The sequence below is a fragment of the Nocardioides sp. genome (genome assembly GCF_041393715.1).
Lineage (GTDB): Bacteria > Actinomycetota > Actinomycetes > Propionibacteriales > Nocardioidaceae > Nocardioides.
The window spans coordinates 390,249-413,480 of sequence record NZ_JAWKJQ010000002.1 but is presented as its reverse complement, the minus strand read 5'-3'; the positions used below and the strand labels follow the sequence as shown (position 1 = coordinate 413,480).

Here is a 23,232-nt window from a genome sequence, read left to right as displayed (position 1 = left end):
AGGCGTCGCAGACCGAGGAGACGCCCGCCGAGGAGACGCCCGCCGAGGAGAGCCGGTGCCGAGGTGATCGCCATGTGGCCGGAGGAGACCGTGGCGGAGGAGCCGGCGGCCGCCGCGCCCGCGGCCGAGGAGCCCGCCGCCGAGCAGCCCGCCGCCGAGCGGTCGGCGGAGTCGCCCGGCGACCTGGTGAGCCGCCTGCTGGCGGAGTCGATGCGCGAGGCCGGCCTCGACCCGGAGCAGCCTGCCCCGGTCGCCGACGCCACCCAGCCCGCCCGAGGCCACCCAGGACGAGGCCACCCAGCCCGAGGCCACCGAGGACGCCACCGAGCTGCTGCACCCGACAAGACGCCCGCCACCGACGACGAGCCGCGCGTGTTCGCGCTGCCGGCGGCCCCGGAGCGCGCCCCCGAGCCCGCCCCGGTCGCCGAGGCCCCGCGGCCCCCGCGGCCCCGGCCCCGCCCCGGTCGCCACCGACCCGGCCCGGCCCCGGTCGCCACCGACCCGGCCCCGGCCGACCCGGCTCCCGCCGCTCCCGCGGCCGCCCCTGCCGCAGCGCTGCCCGCGGAGGCCGCGCCGGCCAACGACTGGCGCTCCATGCTGGAGGGGCTGCGCAGCGAGGCCGCCGCCCCCACCCCCGGGCCGACCCCGCCGCCGGCCGAGGAGAAGCGTCGCGGCCGCCGCCTGGTGATGCGCTGATCGACGCCGTCAGCCGGCGAGCCGCTGCACGGCGGCGGCGACCCGTTCGTCGGTCGCTGTGAACGCGACGCGCACGTGCTCGCGGCCACCGGGACCGTAGAACGCTCCGGGAGCCACCAGGATGCCGCGCTCGGCCAGCGACCCGACGGTCGCCCAGCAGTCCTCCCCGCGGGTGGCCCAGAGATAGAGCGATCCCTCGGAGTGGTCGACCCGGAAGCCGGCCGACTCCAGCGCCGCGCGCAGCGCGGCCCGGCGAGCGGCGTACCTCAACCGCTGCTCGGCGACGTGGTCGTCGTCGTCGAGCACCGCCGCCATCACCCGCTGCTGCGGGCCGGGCATCTGCAGACCGAGGTTCTTGCGGACGGCGAGCAGCTCACCCACGACCACCGGGTCGCCGGCGACGAACGCGCAGCGGTAGCCGGCCAGGTTGGACCGCTTCGACAGCGAGTGGATCGCCAGGATCCCCTCGGTGGAGCCGCCGCAGATGTCGGGATGGAGGACCGAGACGGGCTCGTCGTCCCAGGCGAACTCGACGTAGCACTCGTCGCTCACCAGCAGGCTGCCGCGCTCGCGGCACCAGTCGACCATCTTGCGGAGGTGGTCTGCGGGCAGCATCCGGCCGGTCGGGTTGGCGGGGCTGTTGACGAAGACCAGGGCCGGCGTCCGCGGGCCGACGGCGGTCAGCGCGTCGGTGGCGAACGCCTCCGCACCGGCCAGCCGAGCCCCGACCTCGTACGTCGGGTAGGCCAGCGCCGGATGCACCACCAGGTCACCGGCGCCGATCCCGAGATGCAGCGGGAGGCTGCCGATCAGCTCCTTGGAGCCGACGACGGGGAGCACGCCGTCGAGCCCGACGTCGACCACGCCGAGACGGCGCCGCATCCAGTCGAGCGCTGCCTGGCGGGTGGCCTCGAGGCCGATGGTGACGGGGTAGCCGGGCGAGTCGGCGGCGGCTGCGAGGGTGCGCTGGGCGACCTCAGGGCTGGGGTCGACCGGCGTACCGACCGAGAGGTCGACGATCCCGTCGGGATGCGCGCGCGCCGTGGCGGCGACCGAGGTCAGGTGGTCCCAGGGGAAGTCGGGCAGCCGAGCGGAGACCCGGCCCCCGGTGGCCCCACCGGAGTCCTGGGCGGACACCGCCGCTCAGTGGTCCTGGTTCTGCGGCGGCAGCGCCTCGACGAAGGGGTGGTCGGCGTCGATGACGCCCATCTTGGCGGCGCCGCCGGGCGAGCCGAGGTCGTCGAAGAAGTGCACGTTGGCGGCGTAGTACTCCTTCCACTGCTCCGGGGTGTCGTCCTCGTAGAAGATCGCCTCCACCGGGCAGACGGGCTCACACGCACCGCAGTCCACGCATTCGTCGGGGTGGATGTAGAGCATCCGGTTGCCTTCGTAGATGCAGTCCACCGGGCACTCGTCGACACACGCGCGGTCCTTGACGTCGACACACGGCTGGGCGATGACGTAGGTCACCTGGTCCTCCCTCTGGGCTTGCAGGTCCATGGCCGGAACGGGCTATGGCGCGGCGCGAACGAAGACAGCCTAGTATCCCCCTGTGTCCACCGGCGCGACCGGTCACGCCGCGGAGCGTGCCGAGCTGTCGCCCGTGGGCCGGCACCGGCTCGGGCCTCACGTCGTCGGCCAACGGGTGGTCCTGCGACGCCTGGTGACCGGTGAGCGCGGGCCGACCGGTGGACCGGCCTTCTCCGACGTGCTCGGCGAGTGCCTGTCGTGGGGCGAGGTGGCGGTGGTGCGCACCGCCGACGGCCTCGAGGTGTCGGTCCCGGTGGCCGAGATCGTGTCGGGCAAGCCGGTGCCGCCGCGCCCGTCGGTCCGGCAGCGGGTCTCCCCTCGGGACGCACAGCTGACCGCCCTGGCGATGTGGCCGCAGCTCGACACCGCCTCGCTGGGCGGCTGGACGCTGCGCTGGTCGTCGCTGACCTCCCGGCGGCGGGCCAACTCCGTGCTGGCGATGGGACCCGCGGGGGTCGACGACCCGGTCGGCACGGTGGAGGCGCACTACCGGGGACTCGGCCGACGCCCGATCGCGGCGGTGCTGCCGGGCTCTCCCGAGGAGGAGCAGTTCCTGGCCCGTGGCTGGGCCCTCGAGAGCCAGGACGCCGACTCGCTGTTCCAGATCGCCAGCGTGGCGATGGCCCGGCGCCAGCTGCGCGAGCGGCCGGCGTACGCCGTGCGGCTGGAGGAGGACGGCGACCAGGCCGTGGCCACCGTCGGCGCCGATGCCGGCGGGCTGGCCTCGGTCGCGGGCGACTGGGTGGGCCTGCGCGCGCTCGAGGTGGCGCCGCACCGTCGGCGGCGCGGCCTCGCGCTCGGCATCGTCGGCGCGCTCCTCGACTGGGGCGCCGAACGCGGCGGGACCACGGCCTACCTCCAGGTGCTGGCCGACAACCTGCCGGCCCTGGGGCTCTACGACCGGCTGGGGTTCAGCACCCATCACACGTATCGCTACCTCGCCCCTCGGCGATAGTCCGCTACGTTCGGCACCACTTGCGCGGCCGATATTGGTGCGGAACGTAGCGGACTATCGGGCTAGGGTGGGGGCTCGCGGGCCCGGGGAGTGACGCCCCCGGTACGACGGCCCGCGGCGCGCGTCCGGCGGACCGACGAGAGGCCGGAGCCGCGAGGTCCCCGGCAAAGGTGTGGTGGCACCGCGACCTGGCCCCCGCCCGCACCTCCAGGGCTTTCCACGCACTGGAGGTGAACCCGATGACCGCATCCGCACGACCCGCCGCTCCGGCGACCCCGGCCCTCGCCCGCACGCTGGCCGCCGACCTGCCCGACCGCTCGCCGGGAGAGGCGGTGCTGCTCCAGGGATGGGTGCACCGACGCCGTGAGCTGGCGACCGTGACGTTCCTGGTCGTCCGCGACCGCAGCGGGCTGGCGCAGGTGGTGCTGCCGACGGGAGCCGCGGTGCCTCCGGAGGAGACCACGGTCTCGGTGAGCGGCGTCGTGGTCGCCAACGCCCAGGCACCCGGCGGCGTGGAGGTCGGCGAGGCGACCGTGGTCGCGCTCACCGAGGACGCCACCACTCCCCCGGTGGAGCTCTGGCGGCCGGCGCTCTCCGCGTCCCTCCCGACGCTGCTCGACCACGCGCCGGTCACCTGGCGGCACCCCGCCCAGCGGGCGCGCTGGGAGCTGGCCGCCGCCTCGCTGCGCGGGTTCCGGCGCACCCTCGACGGGCTGGGCTTCACCGAGATCCAGACGCCCAAGCTGGTCGAGTCGGCCACGGAGTCGGGGGCCAACGTGTTCGGCGTGGACTACTTCGGCCGGCCGGCGTACCTCGCGCAGAGCCCGCAGTTCCACAAGCAGCAGCTGGTCGGGGTCTTCGAGCGGGTCTACGAGGTCGGACCGGTGTTCCGGGCCGAGCCGCACGACACCGTGCGCCACCTCGCCGAGTACGTCTCCCTCGACGTCGAGCTGGGCTTCATCCGCGACCATCGCGACGTGCTGGCGGTGCTGCGCCAGGCGCTGGCCGGCATGGTCGCCGCCCTCCAGGAGTACGCCGGCCCCGCGGCCGAGCGGCTCGGCATCGACGTGCCGGTGATCCCGAGCGAGATCCCGGTCGTGCACTTCAGCGAGGCGCTCCGGATCGTCGGTGCCCCCGCGGACGAGCCCGACCTGGCCCCCGAGCACGAGCGCGCGCTGGGCGAGTGGGTGCGCCGCGAGCACGGCACCGACCTGCTCGCCGTCGAGGGCTACCCGATGGCCAAGCGGCCGTTCTACACCCACCCGCAGCCCGGCGACGCTCGATGGAGCAACAGCTTCGACCTGCTGTTCCGCGGGCTGGAGCTGGTCACCGGCGGGCAGCGGCTGCACCGGCCGAGCGACTACGACGCGGCGATCCGCGCCCGCGGCGAGGACCCGGCCGACTACGCGGCGTACCTCCAGGCGTTCCGGCACGGCATGCCACCGCACGGCGGGTTCGCGATCGGGCTGGAGCGTTGGGTGGCGCGGCTGGTCGAGGCGCCCAACATCCGCGAGGTGACGCTGTTCCCGCGGGACCTGCACCGCCTCGCGCCGTAGCCGATCACCGTCTGCGACGCCTCACCGCCCCGTCTGCGACGCCTCGGGGAGGTCGACGATCAGCCGGTGCCGGGCTTCTTGCAGATCACGGTGTCGGAGGGGATGTAGTGGGTGTGGAACTTCTCGGTGCGCACCAGCGCCGAGGATCCGGGCTTGCGGAAGTAGCGCCACACGTCGATGTCGAAGCCGCCGTAGCCGGTGTTGGGATAGCAGTCCTCGGTGGTCAGCGTGCGGGTGGCGGGCTTGGTGAGGTTGTAGCGGTCGCCGGTCTTGGTGGTGATGTCCCAGTACTTCGTCGACCACATGGAGACCGTGACCACGCCCTGCGACGACGGCGTGGCCTTGGTGACGTGCGCGTCGACGAGCACGCCGTAAGGGGTGTCGTTCTCGAACCGTAGGTCGACGGCACCCCAGGCCACGGTGGCCTCGCGGCCGACCGGGTAGCGGTCGATGTAGAACGAGTGCGGCTTGTGCTCGATGTCCTTGAGCCCGGCGAAGAACATGGCGTTGAACGTGGTGGTGGCCATCTGCGAGACGCCGCCGCCCAGGTCCTCCTTGAAGACGCCGTTGCTGATGATGAAGCCCTCGGTGAAGCCGTTCTCACGGGTGCGCTCGCCGACGATGTCGTTGAGCGAGAAGGTGTCCCCGGCTTGAGGACGGTGCCGTTGACGAGCTCGGCGGCACGGCCGATGTTGACGTTGCGGTACTCGGCGTAGGGGTAGTACGTCGTGAACGTCGACACCTTCTCCTTGATGCCCAGCTTGCGGGCGTCGCGGGTGGTGAAGTCGGCCCTGGCCACCGACGACGGCACGGTGCCCTCCCGCTTCCCGGCCGGCCGGCCCGCCAGCTCGACCAGCGCGTCGGCCACGTCGGCCGGCTTGTAGGCCACGCCGGGCTTGGCGGGGATCACCTTCGGCTTGCCGCCCACCAGGGCCACCGTCGCGTCGACGGGCGCCCCGTCGCCACTGATCGACTGGTCGACGAGCGCCGAGACGATCTTGGGGTCCGCGGTCGGCACCAGCTCACCGTCGACGGGCTTCAGGGAAAGCGCCGCGGTGAACTCGGCCGGCCCGAGCACCACCTTGGTCTTGCCGAACCGCAGCGTCACCGGCCCCGAGACCGCGGGGTTGGCGAAGTCGTCGACCGCGGCACGGACGTCGGCCTGGTCGATGTCGGGGAGCTCGTCGACCACCGGCAGCACCACCGGGGCCTCATGGAGGTAGCCGTCGGCCAGCGCCTGCCGGGCTGCGTCGGCGTCGATGTGCGAGCCGCTGAGCGCCTGTCGGACCCGCACCTGGGTGCCGTGGAAGGTGACCGACCCGTCGCGGGCCGGGCGGCCGAGCTCGCCGCTCAGCTCGTCGAGGTACGCCGTCATGGTGGGCTCGTCGACGTCGACCACCGCCTCGAGGTCCTCGCCGCCGGTGAAGTAGCGCCACAGCCAGTCCGGGGACCAGCCGGTGCCCGGCCCGGCGGCATCCAGCGAGGCGTCGATGTCGACGGACAGTCCCGCCTCGGCGGGCACGACCGTGACGTCCTCACTCCCGACGGACGCCTCGATCGGCCGGGCCTCCGCCGAGGCCAGCCCCTCGCGCAGCGCGTCGGCCGCCTGGTCACGGGTGCGCCCGCCGACGTCGACGCCACTGATCGTGGTGCCCCGCGGCACCTTGTCGCCGGCGGCGTAGGACAGGGCGGCGTACCCGAGACCGAGGAGCAGGAGCAGACCCAGCAGCATCAGCAGGACCACCCGGCCACCCTCGCGCTCCCGTGGCGGTGGACCCTGCTCGGGAGCGAACAGGTCGGGCTCGGAGGTCACCGGGCCATCCTAGGGAGCGCCGGGCGGGCGATCGGTGAGGCCGGAGCGCCGGGGTGGCGCAGCCGTGAGCACGGCCAGGACCATCACGACGCCGACCAGCGCCTGGACGGCATAGCCCCGCGCGTCACCCGCGATGGCCAGGTCGCCCTCCGGACGGACCAGCGAGAGCCAGACCACCACCGCGGCGAGGCCGAGTCCGAAACCGATCCGGGCGGCGCCGCGTGGCAGCGCCCAGGTGACGGCGACCGCGGCGGCGGCCCCGAGCACCAGCGACCACCAGCGGCCGTGCGTCGCGACCACCAGCACTCCGGTGACCGCGCCCAGCAGCCCACCCAGCACCGCTCCTGCGAGCCGGCGCAGCACGGCGCGGGCCGGCCGCACCGACGTCAGAGACCGGCGAAGAGGTCGGTCTCCAGACCGTCCTCGCCGGTCGGGCCGGGGCGTCCCTTGACGAGCCGGAAGAACTCCTGGCCCCAGACGGTGTCGCCGAGGTTGTTGGAGAGCGCGAAGAACGGGCCGTCGAGCGTGATCTGGGTGGCGTGGGCGGCGAACGCCGCCATCTTGCGGTCGACGTAGTCGGTCGCATCGACCACCGCGGTCAGGTCGGCATCGGCCACCACGAATCGCGGCAGCGGGCCGTCGGGGTCCATCCCCTCGAACGTCGTCGAGTCGCCCGCGTCGCGCAGCCTCCGCAACCCGGACCTCATCCGGCCCTCCGACATCGCGCCCCAGTAGATCTTGGCGATCTCCCAGGACTCCCCGAGGTCGCGACGGTACGACGGCACGGCGGCGAGCTGCGCGGCGTACATCGCCACCCGGTGGGCCTGGATGTGGTCGGGGTGGCCATAGCCGCCGAACTCGTCGTAGGTCACCAGCACCTGGGGTCGCACCTCGCGGATCACCGCCACCAGCTCGGTGGCGGCCTCGGTCAGGTCGGCGTTCCAGAAGGCGTTGTCGGGCACCACCTCGGCGGCGACGGCATGGCCGTCGTCGTGCCAGGCCATGCCGGAGTCGTGGTAGTGCCCGAAGCCCCCGAGGAACCGGTGGTCGGTGACCCCCAGCGCCTCCATCGCCGCCGCCAGCTCGCCGCGACGGTGCTCGCCGAGCCCGCCGTCCTTCTCGAACGCGAGGTGCTCGAGCTCGGGCACCAGCACCTCCCCCATCTCACCGGCGGTGCAGGTCACCAGGGTGACGCCGCGGCCCTCGGCGACGTACTTGGCCATCGTGGCGCCCTGGCCGATCGACTCGTCGTCGGGATGGGCGTGGACCAGCAGCAGGCGCTGCTCGGGGGACGTCATGCGGCGATCCTAGAGAGCGGCACCCACCGCCTCGGGTGACGGGGCTCAGGGCCTCGGGCCGCGTGGCGCCCGAGGCAGGTCGAGGGGCGTCGGGGGCCGCACCGGAGGCGGCTCCTCGACATCGAGCCAGGCGTCCTCGAACCGCTCGACCACCAGCTCGAGCACCAGTGGCGGGGCATCGGAGAGCACCGCCCAGGGGTGGTCCTCGTCGTCGTCCTCACCGGCCAGCCGCTCCCGGACCACCTCGGCGTGGTAGCCGTCGGCGGTCAGTGCCGCGGCGGCGACGCGGGCGTCGCCCTCGTCGAAGAAGACGCCGCGAGCGCCCGCGGGGTGCCGAGCCAGCCACCCGGCGATCTCCGGCAGGAACGGTCGGTCAGGGTCCAGCCAGTCGACCGCGTCGAGCTCGTCGACGGCCAGCCAGCGCACCGCGTCGTGCTCGACCGGGTCGGGGTCACCGCCGACCAGCCGGGCCAGCGCGACGACGAGCTCGTGCCGGTCGTCGATCCGAGCCACCGGCGCCAGCCAGGCCACGACGGAGACCGTGCAGCGCAGCTCCTCCGCGACCTCGCGCACCAGCGCCGCCTCGGCGCCCTCGCCCGGTTCGACCTTGCCGCCGGGCAGCTCCCAGCGGCCGGCTGCCGCCGGAGGGGAGGTACGCCGGGCCGCCAGCACCCGGCCGCCGGCCACGATCGCCGCACCCACCACCCGAGCCACGCCGCTCCGACCCGGCCCGGGCGCGGGCCGCGTGAGGTGGTCGCCGCCGTCCATGGCCCGACCGTAGTCCCTGCCGGTCGCGGGCTACCGTTGCCGGGTGGTCACCGCGCAGCCGTCCGAGCCAGCGGCCGCGCCCGGGGCCGGGGTGCACCTGGACCGCACCGACGAGAACGTCGCCGAGATCGACGACCTGGCCGGCCTGCTCGGCGGCCCGGTCGGACTCGCGCCGCTCCTCGGCGACCTCAACCGTCGCGCCCGCCGCTCCCACGGCCCCCTCGGCCGTGCGGTGGCCGAGGCCTTCACCTGGGACCGCCCCGACCGTTGGACCAGGGCCTGGTGGCCCCAGGGGATCTCGACCTCGGCCGACGCCAGCGCCACCGGCACCGTCGCGGGTCGCCGGGTCGTCGCGGTCACGTGGTACGCCCCGGAGGTCGACGGACAGAGTCCCGGCTCCCGGGTCACCTTCCTCGACCTCGACACGATGCGCTACCGGCACGTGCTGCTGGTGGTGCCCGAGCTGAGCGACGGGCGGCTCGGGCTGCAGCCGTTGCGGGTGCACGCGGGAGGCGTCGCGTGGTGCGGCCCCTACCTCCACATCGCGGCCACCGCGCGCGGCTTCATCACCTGCCGGGTCGACGACGTGCTGCGCATCCCCGACGACCGCCGGGCGGCCACCATGCTGACCCGGCTCGGGGTCGACCAGGACGCCGTGGCGTCGTACGGCTACCGCTACGTGCTTCCCGTGCGGTTCCGCTATCGCGCGCATGCCGCCGACGGCACCACCCGGCTGCGCTACTCGTTCCTGTCGCTGGACCGGCGCAGCCCGGCCGCGCTGGTGGCCGGCGAGTACGGCCGCGGCGCCCAGACGACACGGCTGGCCCGCTTCCCGCTCGACCTCGACACCGCGCTGCTGGAGACCGGGCCCGACGGCCGGGCCCGCCCGGTCGAGCTCGGCGAGGGTGTGCGCGGCATGCAGGGTGCCGCGGTGGTCGACGGCCGGTGGTACGTCACCGTGTCCCGCGGACCGACCACCCCCGGGACCGTGTACGTCGGCACGCCGGGGCGGCTGGTCCCGCACCGGTGGGCGGTGCCGATGGGTCCCGAGGACATCGCCGCCTGGCCAGGCACCGACCGGCTGTGGACGCTCACCGAGCACCCGGGCCGGCGCTGGCTGCTGGCGCTGCGCCGCTCCTGGTTCGACCGGGCCTGAGCCGGTCGTCGGGAGTCAGCGGGGCAGCCGGGCGAGCTGCCGGCTCTGGGCGACCAGGCGGCCGCGGCTGTCCCACACCTCGCAGTCCTCCTCGAACATGCCACCGGCCACGTGACCGACCTGGTGTCGCACCCGCAGCCACCCGGGGGCCGGCAGCGCCCGGACATGGGCCGTGAGCTCGATGGTCGGCGCCCAGCCCATCAGGCCGAGGTCGAAGGTCGCCGGCGGCAGCGCGTCGAGGACCAGCAACAGGCTGCGCGGGTCGGGCTCGCGCCCACCCTCGAGGCGGAACCAGCCCTGCATCACGCCGCGCCCCGAGGGTGAGCCGAGCGCCCACCCCAGGTGGCTCGGGTCGGCGCGCAGGTCGAACTGCTCGGTCATCGGGGCGATGGCCCGCAGGTCGGGCGGCATCTGCTCCCTGCCGGGGCACTCCTCGGGGGGCGGCATGGCCGGTGGCTGCGGCGTGCGGTCGACGTCGTCGGGCAGGCCACCGAGGTCGCCCATGGTGACCAGCGCGGTGAGCCGCGACTCTCCCTGCTGGTGCAGCTCGGCGGCGACCGTGGCCAGGGAGCGACCGTCGCGGACCACCCGGGCGTGCACCTCCGCCGGACCGGGCCGGCCCGCGCCCAGGTAGTGGGCGCTGGCCGTGACGACGTGCGGCTTGCCGGGGACGGCCTGCCGGCAGGCGTCCGCGACCACGGCGAGCAGGAAGCCGCCGTTGAGGCCACCGCCGACCGACCACCGGTCGTCGAGGTCGATGCCGAAGGTCGCGTCGCCGACCGGGGTGACGGCCGTGTCGCGGTCGAAGTCCGGGGTCACGGAGGCGAGCCTAGGTGGAGTGGGTCAGCGGCCCTTGACCAGCCGCTCCATGAGCGCCAGGTCGCCGAGCGTGTCGGCGGGCGTGACCAGCGGCTCGGCGCCCGAGACGACGACGTCGGCGAAGTGTCGGAACTGCCCCGTGAAGCTGTCCTCCTTCAGCTCCGCACGGGTGACCCTGCCACTGGCGGAGACCAGCTCGGCGCTCTGCGGGGTCCAGGACGCGACGCCCTTGGTGCCGGTGATCCGGATCTTGGGCCCCTCCAACGGAGCGGAGAAGCAGCTGGACCAGGTGCCGAGAGCACCCGACTCGAACCGCAGCGCCACCGCGATGGTGTCGACCGGGCCCAGGTCGGGCTCCTGCAGCGCGCTCAGACCGCGCACCTCGACCGGGTCGCCCACCACCTCGCGCAGCACGTGGGCCAGGTGGACGCCGGCGTCGACCACGAAGCCACCGACGTGGGCGGGGTCGTGCCGCCAGGAGGTGTGGAACCACGGCTGACCCTTGTCCATCACGGTGTAGTCGCGGACCTCGACGGTCCGCAGGTCACCGAGGCGGCCCTGCGCCACCCAGCGGGCGAGCTGGTGGGCGTGCGACATGAACGCGTAGTTCTCGCCCACGAGGTAGGGCGCGTCGTAGCGCGCGGCGGAGGCGAGCAGCCGCTTCGCCGCCGCGGTGTTGGCGGCGTTGGGCTTCTCGGTCATCACCGCCTTGCCCGCCTTGAGCGCGGCCAGCACGTAGCGCGGCGCGGTGTCGATCGGCAGCGAGATCATCACCGCCTCCACGGACGGGTCGGCGAGCAGCTCCTCGGTGGTGTCGTGGACCACCGGGATGCCGGCCAGGCCGGCGTACTCCTCCGCCTTGGCGCGGGTGCGGTTGGTGCAGGCCACCAGGTCGATCCGGCGGCCGAGGGCCCGGAACGCCGGCAGGTAGAGGTGGCGCGGTGCGAGGCCGGTGCCGATCAGGCCGAGCTGGAGCTTGCGGGGCATGGGACGAACCTATCGGCTCCGGCCGCACTCACGGCGCGGCGAGCAGCGCGGCGGCGCGGGCCAGGTCGTCGACACCCTGGTCGAGCTCGTCGGGCCGGTCGGTCGTCAGGTCGAGGTGGAAGCCGTAGAGCGCCGAGTCGACCAGCGTCACCACCCGGCCGACCCGGGACGCGGGCGTGCCGCAGCCGACCAGATAGTCGCGCAGCGCTCCGGACCAGCGCTCGTTGGCCGCCCGGGCGTCGGTGAGGTAGGGCTCGCGGCCGATCAGCCCCTCGCTCGCGGCCTGGCAGTAGACATCCAGGCAGCCCGACAGCGGCTGGGTCTGGTACGCCGCCCACAGCGCGTTGACGCCGGCCCGCACACCCGCGACGGGCGCGAGCCGACCGACCGCCTCCACCGCCCGGTGGTTGGTGGTCGTCACGATCTCGGAGACCAGGGCGTCCCGGCTGCCGAAGTGATAGACGAGCATCCGGTCACTGGTGCCGATCGCGGCCGCCAGGGGGCGCAGGGTGAGCCCGATCAGACCGTCCTCGAGCACCCGGTCGGTCGCCAGGTCCAGCAGCTCCTGACGACGGTCGGGTCCCGGATGCACCCGCCGAACGTAGCATGTGCTACATTCGTGTGTGTAGCAGTTGCTACATATCGACGAAGGAATCGAGGACGGACGTGTTCGGCGCAGCGGTGCTGCTGGCGGTGGCCATCGCCATCGAGGTCGGAGCGACGGCGTTGCTGCCGCGGGCGGAGGGCTTCACCCACCCCGGCTGGAGCGCGGTCGTCGTGGGCGGCTACGCCGTCTCGATCTGGCTGCTCACCCTGATCGTGCGCACCCTTCCCGTCTCGGTGACCTATGCGATCTGGTCCGGCATCGGCACCGCCGTCGTGGCCGTGGTCGGCTATGCGTTCCTCGGCGAGTCGATGGGCTGGGTGAAGGCGTTCTCCCTGGGCCTGATCGTCGCCGGCGTCATCGGCCTGAACCTGGTGGGCTCCGCCCACGCCTGAGTCCCCCACCCTCACCCAGACGCAGACATCGGCCCGCGACCGTCGGTCGCGGGCCGATGTCGCCCGGCCGGGCATCGGTGGGGGCTCGCCCGGCCAGGTGGGTTGCGCCCGGATCTGCTCCGCTGTGGGGCGGGGAGCAGACCCTTCGGGCCTCAGGGCGTCAGTGCTTCCAGGCGTCCGGGCGCTGCCCGAAGGGCACGGTGCAGGTCAGTCGTCGGACCCGTGTCCGCCGTGACCGCCATGGCCACTGTCGTCGCCGCCGCCGGAGCCGCTGTGGCCGCCGTGACCGCTGTCGTCGCCGCCGCCGGAGCCGCTGTGGTCGTCGTCGCCACCGCCGGAGCCGCTGTGGCCGCCGTGACCGCTGTCGTCGCCGCCACCGGAGCCGCTGTGGTCGCCGTGGTCGTCGCCGGCGTCATGGCCGGGACCGTCGTCGTCACCGTGCCCGCCGTGGTCGTCGCCCACGTCGTGGCCGGGACCGTCGTCGTCACCGTGGCCGCCATGGTCGTCGCCCACGTCATGGCCGGGACCGTCGTCGGACGGCGAGGCGGTGGGGTGGTCCGTGGCGTCGTCGTGGCCGTGACGCCCGTGGTCGTCACCGGCGTCGTGGTCGCTGGGGTCGTCCGAGGGGGCCTGCGACGGGTCCGCCGACGCGGTGGCGCCGGCGAGCCGACTGACGACCACATCGGGCTCCTCGCGGAGCGGCTTCGCCCCGGTCGAGGCCCAGGTCAGGGAGATGCTGGCCGCGGCGATCGCGATGCCGGTGGCCGAGCCGAGAGCGGCGAGGTGCTTCATGGGGTGCTCCTGCGAGTGGTGGAGTGAGGGGCTGTCCACACCTTTGTCTCAAGAAGCTGGTGCACGTCGGTATCGGACCATGGGACTAGTACCGACCCGTCCCACCGGTCGCAGGAGGCGCGAGGAAGTGCTACCAGGGGCGGGGCGCGCAGGCCTCGGCGCCACGCAGTCGCTGCCGCAGGCCGTAGCCGGCCAGCCCGGCAGCGAGCACGAGGGTGGCCACCTGCAGGGGGGCACCGCCGAGCGCGATGCCGGCGAAGATCACCGTCAACCCCGCCATCGCGGCGCAGGGCGAGCCGCCGGCGACGCCCCCGGCGCTGCGCTGGGGGACGTACGTCGCCACGGTCAGCGAGGCGGGCACCACGACCGCGAGCAGGGCCAGCCGCCAGCCCCACGACAGGGCCTCCCAGCCGCCGACCTGGCCGGCGTACTCATGCCAGAGCACCGGCGCGGCGACCAGCGCCACCAGCAGCCGGAGCCGACCGAACGCCGCCCACCACGGCGGTCGGCCGACCTCGAGACGCACCCGCAGCTCCGGCGTCGGGCTCTCGAACAGGGACGCCAGCGTGCCCGCCGATGACTCGGCGGGCACGCTGGCTCCCCTCTTCTCGCCGTCTCGGGGTCGACCGGCGCCGCGCTGCTCCTCGTGCACGGTCGCCACTATACCCCAGGGGGTATCATGCGGAGCTGGAGCTCATCGGGCAGTCTCCGGTCCCGTCGCCGCCGGCCGAGCCCCGGCCCATGCCCTGGCCCATGCCCCGGCCCGTCCCCTGGCCCATCCCCTGGCCCATCCCCTGGCCGGAGCCCCGGCCGTTGCCACCCAGTCCGGTGGTGTCGCCGTCGACCCAGGCCGTGAAGGCCCGCAGGTGCATCTGCGAGGCGGCCAGCAGGCGGCTGAGGACGGCCTGGACGTCGGCCTGGTCGACCCGGTCGAGGGTGTCCTCGAGGTCGGCGATGTCGCGCTCCTCGAGCTCGACCCCGACCTGCAGGGCCGCGTCCAGCGACTCCAGCCCCTGCGCCTTCCAGTCGTCGTAGAGCTGCTGGACCGCGGGGTCGGCATACTCGCCCGCCTCCAGGCCCACGGCCGGGTCGTCGATGCCGTAGCTGTCCAACAGCGACCCGACGGCGTCGAAGTGCTGCTGCTCGGAGTCGGCGATCCGCTCGAAGGGCCCGGTGCCGTAGGTGTCGGCGAACAGCGTGTAGAGGTCGCGGGCCATCCGCTCCTCGTCGCGGTTGAACGCCAGCGTGGTCAGGGCCTCGTCCGTGCCCGCCGTGACCGTGGTGGCGCTCCCGGCTGCCGACCCGGTCGGCTCGGCCGTCCGGGTGGCGGCCACCGCGGCGCCGCCGCCGACGAGCGCCAGGACCGCCAACCCGGCGGCCACGGCCACGGCGCGACCCCCGCGGGTGGTCCGGCCCGGCCGGCTGGTCTCGGTCTCTCGCGTCGTGCTCATCGTGCTCTCCTCCTGCGGTCGCTGCGTCTGCGTCTCTCGATGCCCCTACTGAACGCGACCGCGATGAAGGCCCGGGCTCGGCAACGATGAAGATGGTGTGAAGACGAGCCCCGGGGAGGCGGCGGCGGGTCCCGACGGCCCTACGGTGGGGGTCACGGGCGTCACCGACAGTGGGAGGGAGCGCGGCATGGGCCACACGGTGCTCGTGGTCGACGACGAGCCTGGCATCCGCGACGTGCTGCGCGCCTACCTCACCGATGCGGGTCTGCGGGTGCTGGAGGCAGCGACCGGCGCGGACGCCCTGGACCGGGCCACCGCGGAGACGGTCGACCTGCTGCTGCTCGACCTCGGGCTTCCCGACATCGACGGGCTCGAGGTGCTGCGCCGGTTGCGCAGCGACGGCGACCCGGGCGTCTCCGGGGTCTACGTCGTGCTGGTGACCGCCCGGGCCGAGGAGGTCGACAAGATCGTCGGCCTGGGCGTCGGCGCCGACGACTACGTCACCAAGCCGTTCAGCCCCCGCGAGGTCGTGGCCCGGGTCCAGGCCGCGCTCCGGCGCCTCGGCGCCTCGGCCGCGCCGGTGGGCGAGTCGGAGGCCCTGACGTTCGAGCGGATCACCATCGACCAGGCACGCCGCGAGATCACCGTCGACGGCCGGCCGGTCTCGCTCACCACGCTCGACTTCGACCTGCTCGCCGCACTCGCGTCGTCTCCCGGGCGGGTGTTCTCTCGGGCCCAGCTCCTCGAGCACGTCTGGGGCTATGACTTCTTCGGTGACGAACGCGTCGTCGACGTCCACATCCGCGCGATGCGGAAGGCCCTCGGCGACGACGCGACCGACCCGTGGATCATCGGCACCGTTCGCGGCGTCGGCTACAAGTTCCTCCCCGGGCGGGGCCGGCCATGAGGGGGCTGTGGGGCAGGCTCTCCACCCGCCTGGTCGTCTCCCACCTGCTGGTGGCGGTGCTCGGCGGACTGGCGACGGCACTGGTGGTGCGGATGCTGGCCCCCACCCTCTTCGACCGAACCCTGCAGGGCATGGGCCGCGGCATGGGAGGCATGACCAGCGGCACCCTGCGCTCGGAGTTCGCCCGCTCCGTCGACAGCGCCCTGGTGGTCGGCACGATCGTCGGCATCGTGGTCGCCGCCGCGGCCGGTGCCTGGGCGGCGTACCGGCTGCTGGCGCCGCTGCAGGACCTCCGCGCCGCCGCGGCCGACCTGGCGGCCGGTCACTACGACACCCGGGTCCCGCTGCCCCAGGAGCGGGAGCTGGCCGACCTGGCCGCCGACGTGAACGCCCTGGGCGCGACCCTGGCGGAGACCGAGACCCGCCGGGTCCGGCTGCTGGGCGAGGTCGCACACGAGCTGCGCACCCCGCTGACCGTGGTCGAGGGATATGTCGAGGGGATGATCGACGGCGTCCTCAGCACCGGCCCCGACGACCTCGCGAAGGTCGGGGAGGAGGTACGCCGGATGCGCCGGCTCGCCGACGACCTGTCGGCGCTGTCGCGCGCCGACGAGGGGCGCCTGGAGCTGCAGCGGGTCGACGCGGACCTCGCGGCGGTGGCGGCCGCCGCGGCGGAGCGGCTGCGACCGCAGGCCGAGGACGCCGGCGTGACCCTGCTCGTCGACACCGGACCCGAGGCCCTGCGGGCCCGACTGGACCCCGACCGGATCGCCCAGGTGGTGACCAACCTGGTCGGCAACGCCCTGCACGCCACCCCCGCCGGCGGCCGGGTCACGGTCTCGTGCGGCCGCCACGGCTCCGCCGGCGAGGTCGTCGTCGCCGACACCGGGGTGGGGCTGGCCGCGCCCGACGTGGAGCGTGTCTTCGAACGGTTCTTCCGCGCCGGGAGCCAGGCGTCGCGGCGCGACCAGGGCTCCGGGATCGGGCTGACCATCGCCCGCGACCTGGCCCGCGCCCACGGTGGCACCCTGACGGCCGTCTCGGACGGTCCCGGGCTGGGCGCGTCGTTCACGCTCCGCGTGCCGCTGAGGTGAATCTTCCCCTCCGTGGGGGTGGACTCGGGAAAAACTTCACCCGACCCCCCTGGCACAGGTCCAGACCACCATGGCAGGGTGGCCGGATTCCCGACCCGAGGAGTGTGCATGAACCTCTCATCCGCGACCCGCGCCGGACGGTCCCGCGCGGTGCGGCTGCTCACCGGTGGCGCGGCGTCACTGCTGGCCGTCGGCATGCTGGCCGCCACCACCGGCTCGCCCGCCGAGGCCAAGGACGACGACAGCCATCGCAGCCACAGCAAGCAGGGCCGTTACGTCAAGCTGCAGCTGCTCTCGTTCAACGACTACCACGGCCACCTGGAGTCGACCACGCCCGGCACCGTCGAGGGCACCCAGGCTGGTGGGGCTGAATACCTCTCCACCCACCTGAGCCAGCTGCGCCAGGGCCACAAGAACAGCCTCACCGTCGCCGCCGGCGACCTGATCGGCGGCTCGCCGTTCCTGTCCGGCCTGTTCCACGACGAGCCGTCCGTCGAGTCGCTCAACGCGCTCGGCCTCGACGTCTCGAGCGTCGGCAACCACGAGTTCGACGAGGGCGTCACCGAGCTGCTCCGGATGCAGAACGGCGGCTGCCACCCCGACGACGGCTGCTACTTCCCCGACGAGCCCTACGCCGGCGCCGACTTCCAGTGGCTGGCCGCCAACGTGCAGAACGCCCGCGGCAAGACGCCGCTGCCGCCGTACTGGATCAAGCGGGTGCAGGGCGTCAAGGTCGGCTTCATCGGCATGACGCTCGAGGGCACCGACGCGCTCGTCGCCCAGGCCGGCATCAAGGGCTGGGACTTCCTCGACGAGGTCAAGACCGCCAACAAGCTGGTCCCCAAGCTCCGCAAGCAGGGCGTCCAGACGATCATCGTGCTGCTGCACGAGGGTGGCTACCAGACCGGGAGCTATGACGACTGTGTGGGCATCTCGGGCCCGATCGTGCAGATCGCCGAGAACCTCCACCCGGAGATCGACGCGGTGATCACCGGTCACACGCACCAGCCCTACAACTGCTCCATCCCCGACCCGCGCGGTCGCCCGCGCGCGGTGACCAGCGCCTTCTCGTTCGGCCGGATCATCAGCGAGATGAACCTCGTGATGAACCGCAAGACCGGCGAGGTGCTGCGCAAGCGGACCACGGTCACCAACCACGTCGTCACCCAGGACGTGGTGCCCGACCCGACGGAGACGGCGATCATCGCCAAGTGGAACGCCATCGCCGGACCGGTCGGCAGCCGCGTGGTCGGCACGATCAGCGAGACGATCGCCCGCCGCGGCGACCGCCAGCTGGAGTCCGGGCTGGGCAACCTGATCGCCGACGCGCAGCTGTGGGCGACCCAGGACAACGGCGCCCAGATCGCGCTGATGAACCCGGGCGGGGTGCGGGCCGACCTGACCTACGACAGCCCGGCGGGCTCCGGCGGTGACGTGACGTACGCCGAGACGTTCGACGTGCAGCCGTTCGGCAACCTGCTCTCGACGATCCCGATGACGGGCGACCAGATCAAGCGGGTGCTGGAGGAGCAGTGCCAGCCCGCTGGTGGGAGCCGGGCGTTCCTGTTCCTCGGGGTCTCCGACGGACTGACCTACACGCTGGACCGCACCGTGGACGCCTCCAACGTCTGCACCAGCGTGTCGGTGACCGACCTGGCGCTCAACGGTGTCCCGATCGACGCGACGACGACCTACCAGGTGACCGTCAACAACTTCCTGGTCGACGGTGGCGACAACTTCACCACCTTCACCGAGGTCGACCCGTCCCTGCGGGTCGGCGGCGGCGTCGACCTGGATGCCTTCGGGGACTACCTCGGCACCTTCGGGCCGGTCTCGGACCCGGGGATCGACCGGGTCAACGAGCTGTTCCCCAACGGCTGAGCAGCAGCTGACCGACGGGTCGGCGCGTCGCCCTTCGTGGCGGCGCGCCGGCCCGTTCGGCGTCCGGCGGCTACGCCTTGATCCGCGCGGTGCGGAGGTAGGGGAAGAACTCCTCGACCTCGTCGAAGGACTCACGAGCGTCCTCGGTCGACATCGTGGGCGGAACCACGACCTTGTCGCCGGGCTGCCAGTCGACCGGGGTCGAGCAGGCGCCGCGGTCGCCCTCCTGCAGCGCGTCGACGACGCGCAGGATCTCGAAGAAGTTGCGACCGGTCGACTTGGGGTAGGTCATCATCAGCCGGATCTTCTTCTCCGGGTCGATCACGAACACCGAGCGCACCGAGGAGGTGTCGCCGTCGCCGGGGTGGATCATGTCGTAGAGCTCGGCGACCGTCTTGTCGGGGTCGGCGATGATCGGGTAGTCCACCGTCGTGTCGTTGTAGGACTCGATCTCCGGCTTCCACTTCGCGTGGTCCTCGACGGAGTCGACGGACAGCGCGATGGTCTTCACGCCGCGCTTGTCCCACTCGTCGCGCAGCTGTGCGACGCGGCCCAGCTCGGTGGTGCACACCGGCGTGAAGTCGGCGGGGTGGGAGAAGAAGACGACCCAGGAGTCGCCGGCCCACTCGTGGAAGGAGATCGGTCCCTCGCTGGTGTCGGTCTTGAAGTCGGGGGCGAGGTCGCCCAGGTGGAATGACATGGATACCTCTCTCGGGGTGGGTCTGCGGGAGGGCGGAGGAGTCCGCCAGGTGAGGTCCACTATACCCCCGGGGGTATAGTACTCAGTGGCTGGGGTCCCCTGCCAGGATGCCGGGCAGCAGCTCCTCGGCCATCGCCAGCGCCGTCGTCCACCCCGGCGACACCGCATTGAGCACGTGCGTCGACGCGGGCCCTGGTCGCACCACGAAGTCCATCTCGAGGCGGTTGTCGCGCAGGTCGAGCAGCTGGGCCCGGATGCCCGGCCGACCGCGCTCGTGGAAGAGCCCCTCATGGGCGGCCGGAACCAGGCGACGGGCCTGGGCCAGCAGTCGGCGACGTGACAGCTTGGGCAGCTCCTCGGCCAGCAGCCGCGGCCCCGCGCGCCGCTGCCCCGCCAGGAACCGCGGGAGCGTGCGCGCCACCTCTCCCACCTCGCTGCCGACCCACCCCTCGCGGCCGGCGTAGGCCTCCCGGGCAGGGGCCGGGATCGCGGTGGGGCCGGCCTTGACCCGGCCCGCCGCGGTCACCGTCAGGTGCACCCCGAGGAACGGGAATCGGGGGTCGGGCACGGGATAGACGTGCCGCCGCAGCGGGAGGGAGCCGGGCGCGGCATACCAGTAGAGGCCCTTGAACGGCAGCAGGCGGTACTCCTCCCCCACGCCGAACCAGCGCGCCACCCGGTCGGCGTACAGGCCGGCGGCGTTGACCAGGTGTCCGACCTCGACGCGCCCCTCGGCGGTCTCGAGCCAGCCCGGCCCGGCTCCGGTCACCCGGGTGCCGAGGCGGACCTCTCCGCCCAGCTCGCGGACCCGCCGGCCGAGCGCCTCGACCACGGCCACCGGGTCCGCCGACGCGGTCGTCGGCGACCAGAGGGCCTGCTCATGGGTGCGCGCCAGCGGCTCCAGCCGGGCCAGCCGGCCCGGGTCGACCAGCTCGAGCGGGACGCCGTTCTCCAACCCTCGGCGATGGAGCTCCTGGAGGGCCGGCAGCTGCTCGGGCCCGGTCGTGACGACCACCTTCCCGGTCTCGCGCAGCGGCACGCCCTCCTCCGCGCAGAAGGCGTGGAGCAGCTGGTTGCCGCGCCGGGTCAGCCGGGCCTTGGCCGACTCCGGGTGGTAGTAGAAGCCCGCGTGCAGCACACCGCTGTTGCGACCCGAGGCGTGCTCGGCCAGTCGCGGCTCCTTCTCCACGACCAGGACGCGGGCGCCGGGACGGGCGGCCAGCATCGCGTCGGCGACGGCCAGCCCGACGATCCCCCCACCGACCACGGCGAGGTCGTACGACGTCCCCATCGCCCTCAGCCGACCGGCCCGTCCCACGCCCAGCGTGGAACCCGCAGGCCGGCGGGCACGTCCTCCGGGGACTCCGGGTAGGCGGACTTGGCGGCCGTCGCCCAGGTGAAGTAGGCCAGCAGCGTCGCCCGCACGTCGTCGGGGACCTGGGCATCGCCGAGCGCCGCCTCGAAGCAGTCGACGGCCCGGCGGTCCATCTCCGCGTGCTCGCCGTTGCCCGCATGGAGGCGGAGCACGAACGACTCGTCGCCGTACTGGCGGGAGTACTCCATCGGTCCGCCGAGCGCCTCGATCCAGTAGGCCGCCAGCCGCTCGCCGTGCCGCGGATGGAAGCCGTGCGAGAAGGCGTGGTTGACCACCGGGTCGGCCATCACCCGCTCGTGCCAGGCATGGGCCAGCGCGTGGAACGTCTCGGCACCCCCGGCCGCCTCGTAGATCGACGGCTCCATCGCGGCACCGTCTCACGAGGCCCCTACGCATGCAAGGGGCGCGGGCCCGCCGACCCGGCGGGGTAGCCGACCAGCGGCACGCCGGCGGCCGACCACCCGCGCCTCAGCTCCTCGGCGACTCGCCAGCCCTCATCGGCCTCGCGGGAGCCGACCGAGCGGGAGACGTCGCCCTCCAGCAGCGCGGCGAGGACCCGGGCCGACGGCGGCAGCCACCCGTCGTGCTGCGCCGCCGACTCGTCGAAGCGGAAGTGCTGCGGCCTGCCGCCCCGCAGATGCAGGACCACGCCCTTGTCGGCACGGTCGAGCGCCTTGCCGGTCGTGAGCTCGAACGGCACCCCCACCCACCGCGGGTCGTCGACGGTGAGCACGACCCGGGCGTAGGTCTCCGTGTCACGCGCCGGGTCCACGCCCGGTAGGTCGGCGTACGCCGGCACGCCGGGACCGGCGAGGTAGCGGCCGCGGGTGGACAGCCGGGCCAGGTCGGACCGCGGCGGGAGGCGCACCGTGGAGAGTGCCTCGGCCTTGGCCGCCGCCAGCTCGCCGAGCCCCGTGGGGTCGGCGGGCAGGTCCGCGACGACGAGGGCGAGCAGCTGCAGCAGGTGGCTCTGCACCATGTCGCGCACCGCGCCGGCGCGGTCGTAGCCGGCCGCCCGCTCGGCCGGGACCGGCGCGGTCTCGGTCCAGGTGAGCTCCACCCGCTCGACGGCCTGCCCCTCCGGCGCCCGGCGGCGTCGCCAGGCGAGCAGCTGGTCGGCCAGCCCGTGGTGCAGCACGTGGTCGACCCGGTGCACGGTGGCCTCCGGCGCGAGCGCCTCGAGGGCGGTGGCGAGGGAGGCGGCCGAGGCGCGGTCGGCACCGAAGGGCTTCTCCACGGCCACCCGGAGCCCGCGCGGGAGCGGCTGGGCGGCCAGCCAGGCCGCCGCGGTCTCCAGCACCGTCCCGGGCACCGCGAGGTAGAGCAGCGGTGGGACCTCGCCGGCCCAGTCCTCCGGGAGCACCGGGCCGACCGACCCGAGGTCCGCCGCGACCGCCTCGAGCCGGGCCACCAGGTCGTCACGGCGCCTCGCGGGCGCGCCCGGGGCGTGGGTGGCGAGGGCGTCGGCCATCCGGCCACGGAGCCCCGCGCGGCTCGTCGCATGGCGGTCCACCAGCAGCACCGAGCCCACGAGCCGGCGATCGCGGGCGCTTTCGAGACGCAGCAGGCCCGGGATCAGGTGTCTCGTCGCCAGGTCTCCGGCACCGCCGATCACGAGCAGCATGGGGAGGGACTGGTTTCCCGGACGCGCGTACATAGCCTGCCGAAGGGTACTAGTCTGTCGCGGATCACGAGCAGGCTCGGAGACGAATGGGGGCACCATGCCGGCCAGACCATTCGCCGACGCCGTGGTCCTGGCCGCCGGCAGCAGCGAGCGGATGCGCGGTCAGGACAAGCTCCTCATCGAGGTGGCCGGCCTCCCGCTCGTGGCCTGGACGGTGCGCGCGGTCGCCGCCGCGACCACGGTCCGCCGGGTCATCCTGGTCACCCGGCGGGACCGGATCGAGCAGTTCCGCGCAGCTCCCTGGGCGCGCGAGGTCAACGCCACCGTCGTCGAGGGCGGCAGTCGTCGGCAGGACTCGGTCGCGGCGGGCGTGGCCGAGGCCGACGGCGAGGTGGTGCTGATCCACGACGGCGCTCGGCCGCTGGTCACACCCAAGCTGGTCGACCGGGTGGCGAAGGCCGCCCGCAAGCACGGAGCGGCCGTGCCGGTGGCGGCGGTCCCCGAGAGCATGCGCCGCGTCGTCGACGGGCGGATCACCGACATCATCGACCGGATCGACCTGTTCCGCTCGCAGACCCCGCACGGGACCCGCCGCCAGCTGCTGCTGGAGGTCTACGCCCGGCAGGACCCCCGGGGCCCCGACACGTTCATCGACGAGACCACGCTGGTGCAGGCGGCGGGGCTCCCGGTGACGCCGGTCAAGGGCGACCCGGCCAACCTCAAGGTGACGCTGCGCGGCGACGCGCCGCTCGTGCTGGCCCTGCTCGAGGCGCGGGCCCTGGGAGCGGAGCCCGATCCCGCGTGAACCAGGCCCACCCACCCCGCCCCACG

Annotated in this window: 25 protein-coding genes and 2 pseudogenes; 9 read left to right on the top strand and 18 right to left on the bottom strand. The window is 73.8% G+C overall.

Annotated elements, in window-relative coordinates; all coding sequences use genetic code 11:
- Positions 1-72: 72 nt before the first annotated feature.
- Positions 73-696 (top strand): hypothetical protein, encoded by a 624-nt coding sequence (locus R2740_RS05035; protein ID WP_371301580.1) that lies wholly within the window; start codon positions 73-75, stop codon positions 694-696.
- 9 nt (positions 697-705) lie between these two features.
- Here R2740_RS05035 and dapC read toward each other — a convergent pair whose 3' ends face one another.
- Both dapC and fdxA read right to left on the bottom strand, forming a co-directional pair.
- Entirely contained in the window at positions 706-1,833 is a 1,128-nt protein-coding gene (dapC, locus tag R2740_RS05030) for a succinyldiaminopimelate transaminase (RefSeq protein WP_371301579.1), read from the bottom strand.
- 6 nt (positions 1,834-1,839) lie between these two features.
- Entirely contained in the window at positions 1,840-2,166 is a 327-nt protein-coding gene (gene fdxA, locus R2740_RS05025; RefSeq protein ID WP_371301657.1) for a ferredoxin, read from the bottom strand.
- Between the two features lie 82 nt (positions 2,167-2,248).
- Between fdxA and R2740_RS05020 the strand changes: the two genes are divergently transcribed.
- Together R2740_RS05020 and aspS are read left to right on the top strand one after the other, a co-directional pair.
- A complete protein-coding gene (locus R2740_RS05020; RefSeq protein ID WP_371301578.1) occupies positions 2,249-3,181 on the top strand; it encodes a GNAT family N-acetyltransferase in 933 nt (310 codons plus the stop codon).
- A gap of 239 nt (positions 3,182-3,420) precedes the next feature.
- Complete coding sequence (gene aspS / locus R2740_RS05015; RefSeq protein WP_371301577.1) at positions 3,421-4,737, top strand: aspartate--tRNA(Asn) ligase; 1,317 nt, start codon at positions 3,421-3,423, stop codon at positions 4,735-4,737.
- Positions 4,738-4,796: 59 nt separating this feature from the next.
- Here the strand turns inward: aspS and R2740_RS05010 are convergent, their stop codons facing one another.
- The 6 genes and pseudogenes from R2740_RS05010 to R2740_RS04985 form a co-directional block, all read right to left on the bottom strand.
- Positions 4,797-5,042: a hypothetical protein gene (locus tag R2740_RS05010; RefSeq protein WP_371301576.1), complete on the bottom strand. Its 246-nt coding sequence runs from the start codon at positions 5,040-5,042 to the stop codon at positions 4,797-4,799.
- A gap of 93 nt (positions 5,043-5,135) precedes the next feature.
- Positions 5,136-5,360 (bottom strand): annotated as a pseudogene (locus R2740_RS05005) (VanW family protein); the annotation flags it as partial.
- 614 nt (positions 5,361-5,974) lie between these two features.
- A pseudogene (locus tag R2740_RS05000) lies at positions 5,975-6,469 on the bottom strand (peptidoglycan binding domain-containing protein); the annotation flags it as partial.
- A 90-nt stretch (positions 6,470-6,559) separates the two neighbouring features.
- The gene (locus tag R2740_RS04995; protein WP_371301575.1) at positions 6,560-6,931 is read right to left on the bottom strand and encodes a hypothetical protein; all 372 of its coding nucleotides are present in this window, start codon (positions 6,929-6,931) and stop codon (positions 6,560-6,562) included.
- 5 nt (positions 6,932-6,936) lie between these two features.
- Complete coding sequence (mshB, locus tag R2740_RS04990) at positions 6,937-7,848, bottom strand: N-acetyl-1-D-myo-inositol-2-amino-2-deoxy-alpha-D-glucopyranoside deacetylase (RefSeq protein WP_371301574.1); 912 nt, start codon at positions 7,846-7,848, stop codon at positions 6,937-6,939.
- A 45-nt stretch (positions 7,849-7,893) separates the two neighbouring features.
- Positions 7,894-8,616 (bottom strand): (deoxy)nucleoside triphosphate pyrophosphohydrolase, encoded by a 723-nt coding sequence (locus tag R2740_RS04985; protein WP_371301573.1) that lies wholly within the window; start codon positions 8,614-8,616, stop codon positions 7,894-7,896.
- A gap of 43 nt (positions 8,617-8,659) precedes the next feature.
- On the opposite strand from R2740_RS04985, the gene R2740_RS04980 reads away from it, so the two are divergent.
- On the top strand, positions 8,660-9,772 hold the full coding sequence (locus tag R2740_RS04980; protein WP_371301572.1) for a hypothetical protein: 1,113 nt from the start codon (positions 8,660-8,662) through the stop codon (positions 9,770-9,772).
- A gap of 15 nt (positions 9,773-9,787) precedes the next feature.
- Here the strand turns inward: R2740_RS04980 and R2740_RS04975 are convergent, their stop codons facing one another.
- From R2740_RS04975 to R2740_RS04965, 3 genes are read right to left on the bottom strand one after another with little or no spacing between them, the layout of a single operon-like run.
- A complete protein-coding gene (locus R2740_RS04975) occupies positions 9,788-10,591 on the bottom strand; it encodes a thioesterase family protein (RefSeq protein ID WP_371301570.1) in 804 nt (267 codons plus the stop codon).
- A gap of 24 nt (positions 10,592-10,615) precedes the next feature.
- Positions 10,616-11,578: a Gfo/Idh/MocA family protein gene (locus tag R2740_RS04970; RefSeq protein ID WP_371301569.1), complete on the bottom strand. Its 963-nt coding sequence runs from the start codon at positions 11,576-11,578 to the stop codon at positions 10,616-10,618.
- Positions 11,579-11,606: 28 nt separating this feature from the next.
- The gene (locus R2740_RS04965; protein ID WP_371301568.1) at positions 11,607-12,170 is read right to left on the bottom strand and encodes a TetR/AcrR family transcriptional regulator; all 564 of its coding nucleotides are present in this window, start codon (positions 12,168-12,170) and stop codon (positions 11,607-11,609) included.
- Positions 12,171-12,244: 74 nt separating this feature from the next.
- Between R2740_RS04965 and R2740_RS04960 the strand changes: the two genes are divergently transcribed.
- Positions 12,245-12,577: a multidrug efflux SMR transporter gene (locus tag R2740_RS04960; RefSeq protein WP_371301567.1), complete on the top strand. Its 333-nt coding sequence runs from the start codon at positions 12,245-12,247 to the stop codon at positions 12,575-12,577.
- A gap of 207 nt (positions 12,578-12,784) precedes the next feature.
- Here R2740_RS04960 and R2740_RS04955 read toward each other — a convergent pair whose 3' ends face one another.
- From R2740_RS04955 to R2740_RS04945, 3 genes are all read right to left on the bottom strand, one after another.
- The gene (locus R2740_RS04955) at positions 12,785-13,369 is read right to left on the bottom strand and encodes a hypothetical protein (protein WP_371301566.1); all 585 of its coding nucleotides are present in this window, start codon (positions 13,367-13,369) and stop codon (positions 12,785-12,787) included.
- 130 nt (positions 13,370-13,499) lie between these two features.
- Complete coding sequence (locus R2740_RS04950; protein WP_371301565.1) at positions 13,500-14,021, bottom strand: hypothetical protein; 522 nt, start codon at positions 14,019-14,021, stop codon at positions 13,500-13,502.
- Positions 14,022-14,046: 25 nt separating this feature from the next.
- The gene (locus R2740_RS04945; RefSeq protein WP_371301564.1) at positions 14,047-14,820 is read right to left on the bottom strand and encodes a DUF2202 domain-containing protein; all 774 of its coding nucleotides are present in this window, start codon (positions 14,818-14,820) and stop codon (positions 14,047-14,049) included.
- A gap of 187 nt (positions 14,821-15,007) precedes the next feature.
- Here R2740_RS04945 and R2740_RS04940 point away from each other — a divergent pair, with 187 nt between their 5' ends.
- The 3 genes from R2740_RS04940 to R2740_RS04930 all read left to right on the top strand — a co-directional run bounded on the left by R2740_RS04940 (position 15,008) and on the right by R2740_RS04930 (position 18,702).
- Positions 15,008-15,727, top strand: coding sequence for a response regulator (locus R2740_RS04940; protein WP_371301563.1), 720 nt, complete (start codon positions 15,008-15,010; stop codon positions 15,725-15,727).
- Positions 15,724-16,821: a sensor histidine kinase gene (locus tag R2740_RS04935; RefSeq protein WP_371301562.1), complete on the top strand. Its 1,098-nt coding sequence runs from the start codon at positions 15,724-15,726 to the stop codon at positions 16,819-16,821. Before R2740_RS04940 ends, R2740_RS04935 begins: the two co-directional genes overlap by 4 nt.
- Before the next feature lie 108 nt (positions 16,822-16,929).
- A complete protein-coding gene (locus tag R2740_RS04930) occupies positions 16,930-18,702 on the top strand; it encodes a bifunctional UDP-sugar hydrolase/5'-nucleotidase (RefSeq protein ID WP_371301561.1) in 1,773 nt (590 codons plus the stop codon).
- Between the two features lie 70 nt (positions 18,703-18,772).
- Here the strand turns inward: R2740_RS04930 and R2740_RS04925 are convergent, their stop codons facing one another.
- The 4 genes from R2740_RS04925 to R2740_RS04910 all read right to left on the bottom strand — a co-directional run bounded on the left by R2740_RS04925 (position 18,773) and on the right by R2740_RS04910 (position 22,401).
- The gene (locus tag R2740_RS04925) at positions 18,773-19,402 is read right to left on the bottom strand and encodes a peroxiredoxin (protein ID WP_371301560.1); all 630 of its coding nucleotides are present in this window, start codon (positions 19,400-19,402) and stop codon (positions 18,773-18,775) included.
- An 82-nt stretch (positions 19,403-19,484) separates the two neighbouring features.
- Complete coding sequence (gene lhgO, locus R2740_RS04920) at positions 19,485-20,693, bottom strand: L-2-hydroxyglutarate oxidase (RefSeq protein WP_371301559.1); 1,209 nt, start codon at positions 20,691-20,693, stop codon at positions 19,485-19,487.
- Positions 20,694-20,698: 5 nt separating this feature from the next.
- Positions 20,699-21,142 (bottom strand): oxidoreductase, encoded by a 444-nt coding sequence (locus tag R2740_RS04915; protein ID WP_371301558.1) that lies wholly within the window; start codon positions 21,140-21,142, stop codon positions 20,699-20,701.
- 23 nt (positions 21,143-21,165) lie between these two features.
- On the bottom strand, positions 21,166-22,401 hold the full coding sequence (locus R2740_RS04910; protein WP_371301557.1) for a hypothetical protein: 1,236 nt from the start codon (positions 22,399-22,401) through the stop codon (positions 21,166-21,168).
- A gap of 97 nt (positions 22,402-22,498) precedes the next feature.
- Here R2740_RS04910 and R2740_RS04905 point away from each other — a divergent pair, with 97 nt between their 5' ends.
- A complete protein-coding gene (locus R2740_RS04905) occupies positions 22,499-23,206 on the top strand; it encodes a 2-C-methyl-D-erythritol 4-phosphate cytidylyltransferase (RefSeq protein ID WP_371301556.1) in 708 nt (235 codons plus the stop codon).
- Positions 23,207-23,232: the final 26 nt, after the last annotated feature.

Bases quoted from the DNA above. Each gene is read 5' to 3' on its own strand.
- R2740_RS04925 (WP_371301560.1), bottom strand. From the start codon at position 19,402: ATGTCATTCCACCTGGGCGACCTCGCCCCCGACTTCAAGACCGACACC.
- R2740_RS04905 (WP_371301556.1), top strand. From the start codon at position 22,499: ATGCCGGCCAGACCATTCGCCGACGCCGTGGTCCTGGCCGCCGGCAGC.
- R2740_RS04935 (WP_371301562.1), top strand. From the start codon at position 15,724: ATGAGGGGGCTGTGGGGCAGGCTCTCCACCCGCCTGGTCGTCTCCCAC.
- lhgO (WP_371301559.1), bottom strand. From the start codon at position 20,693: ATGGGGACGTCGTACGACCTCGCCGTGGTCGGTGGGGGGATCGTCGGG.
- R2740_RS04970 (WP_371301569.1), bottom strand. From the start codon at position 11,578: ATGCCCCGCAAGCTCCAGCTCGGCCTGATCGGCACCGGCCTCGCACCG.
- R2740_RS04915 (WP_371301558.1), bottom strand. From the start codon at position 21,142: ATGGAGCCGTCGATCTACGAGGCGGCCGGGGGTGCCGAGACGTTCCAC.
- R2740_RS04940 (WP_371301563.1), top strand. From the start codon at position 15,008: ATGGGCCACACGGTGCTCGTGGTCGACGACGAGCCTGGCATCCGCGAC.
- R2740_RS04910 (WP_371301557.1), bottom strand. From the start codon at position 22,401: ATGCTGCTCGTGATCGGCGGTGCCGGAGACCTGGCGACGAGACACCTG.
- R2740_RS05035 (WP_371301580.1), top strand. From the start codon at position 73: ATGTGGCCGGAGGAGACCGTGGCGGAGGAGCCGGCGGCCGCCGCGCCC.
- mshB (WP_371301574.1), bottom strand. From the start codon at position 7,848: ATGACGTCCCCCGAGCAGCGCCTGCTGCTGGTCCACGCCCATCCCGAC.
- R2740_RS05010 (WP_371301576.1), bottom strand. From the start codon at position 5,042: ATGTGGTCGACGAAGTACTGGGACATCACCACCAAGACCGGCGACCGC.
- R2740_RS04945 (WP_371301564.1), bottom strand. From the start codon at position 14,820: ATGAGCACGACGCGAGAGACCGAGACCAGCCGGCCGGGCCGGACCACC.
- R2740_RS04955 (WP_371301566.1), bottom strand. From the start codon at position 13,369: ATGAAGCACCTCGCCGCTCTCGGCTCGGCCACCGGCATCGCGATCGCC.
- R2740_RS04985 (WP_371301573.1), bottom strand. From the start codon at position 8,616: ATGGACGGCGGCGACCACCTCACGCGGCCCGCGCCCGGGCCGGGTCGG.
- aspS (WP_371301577.1), top strand. From the start codon at position 3,421: ATGACCGCATCCGCACGACCCGCCGCTCCGGCGACCCCGGCCCTCGCC.
- R2740_RS04930 (WP_371301561.1), top strand. From the start codon at position 16,930: ATGAACCTCTCATCCGCGACCCGCGCCGGACGGTCCCGCGCGGTGCGG.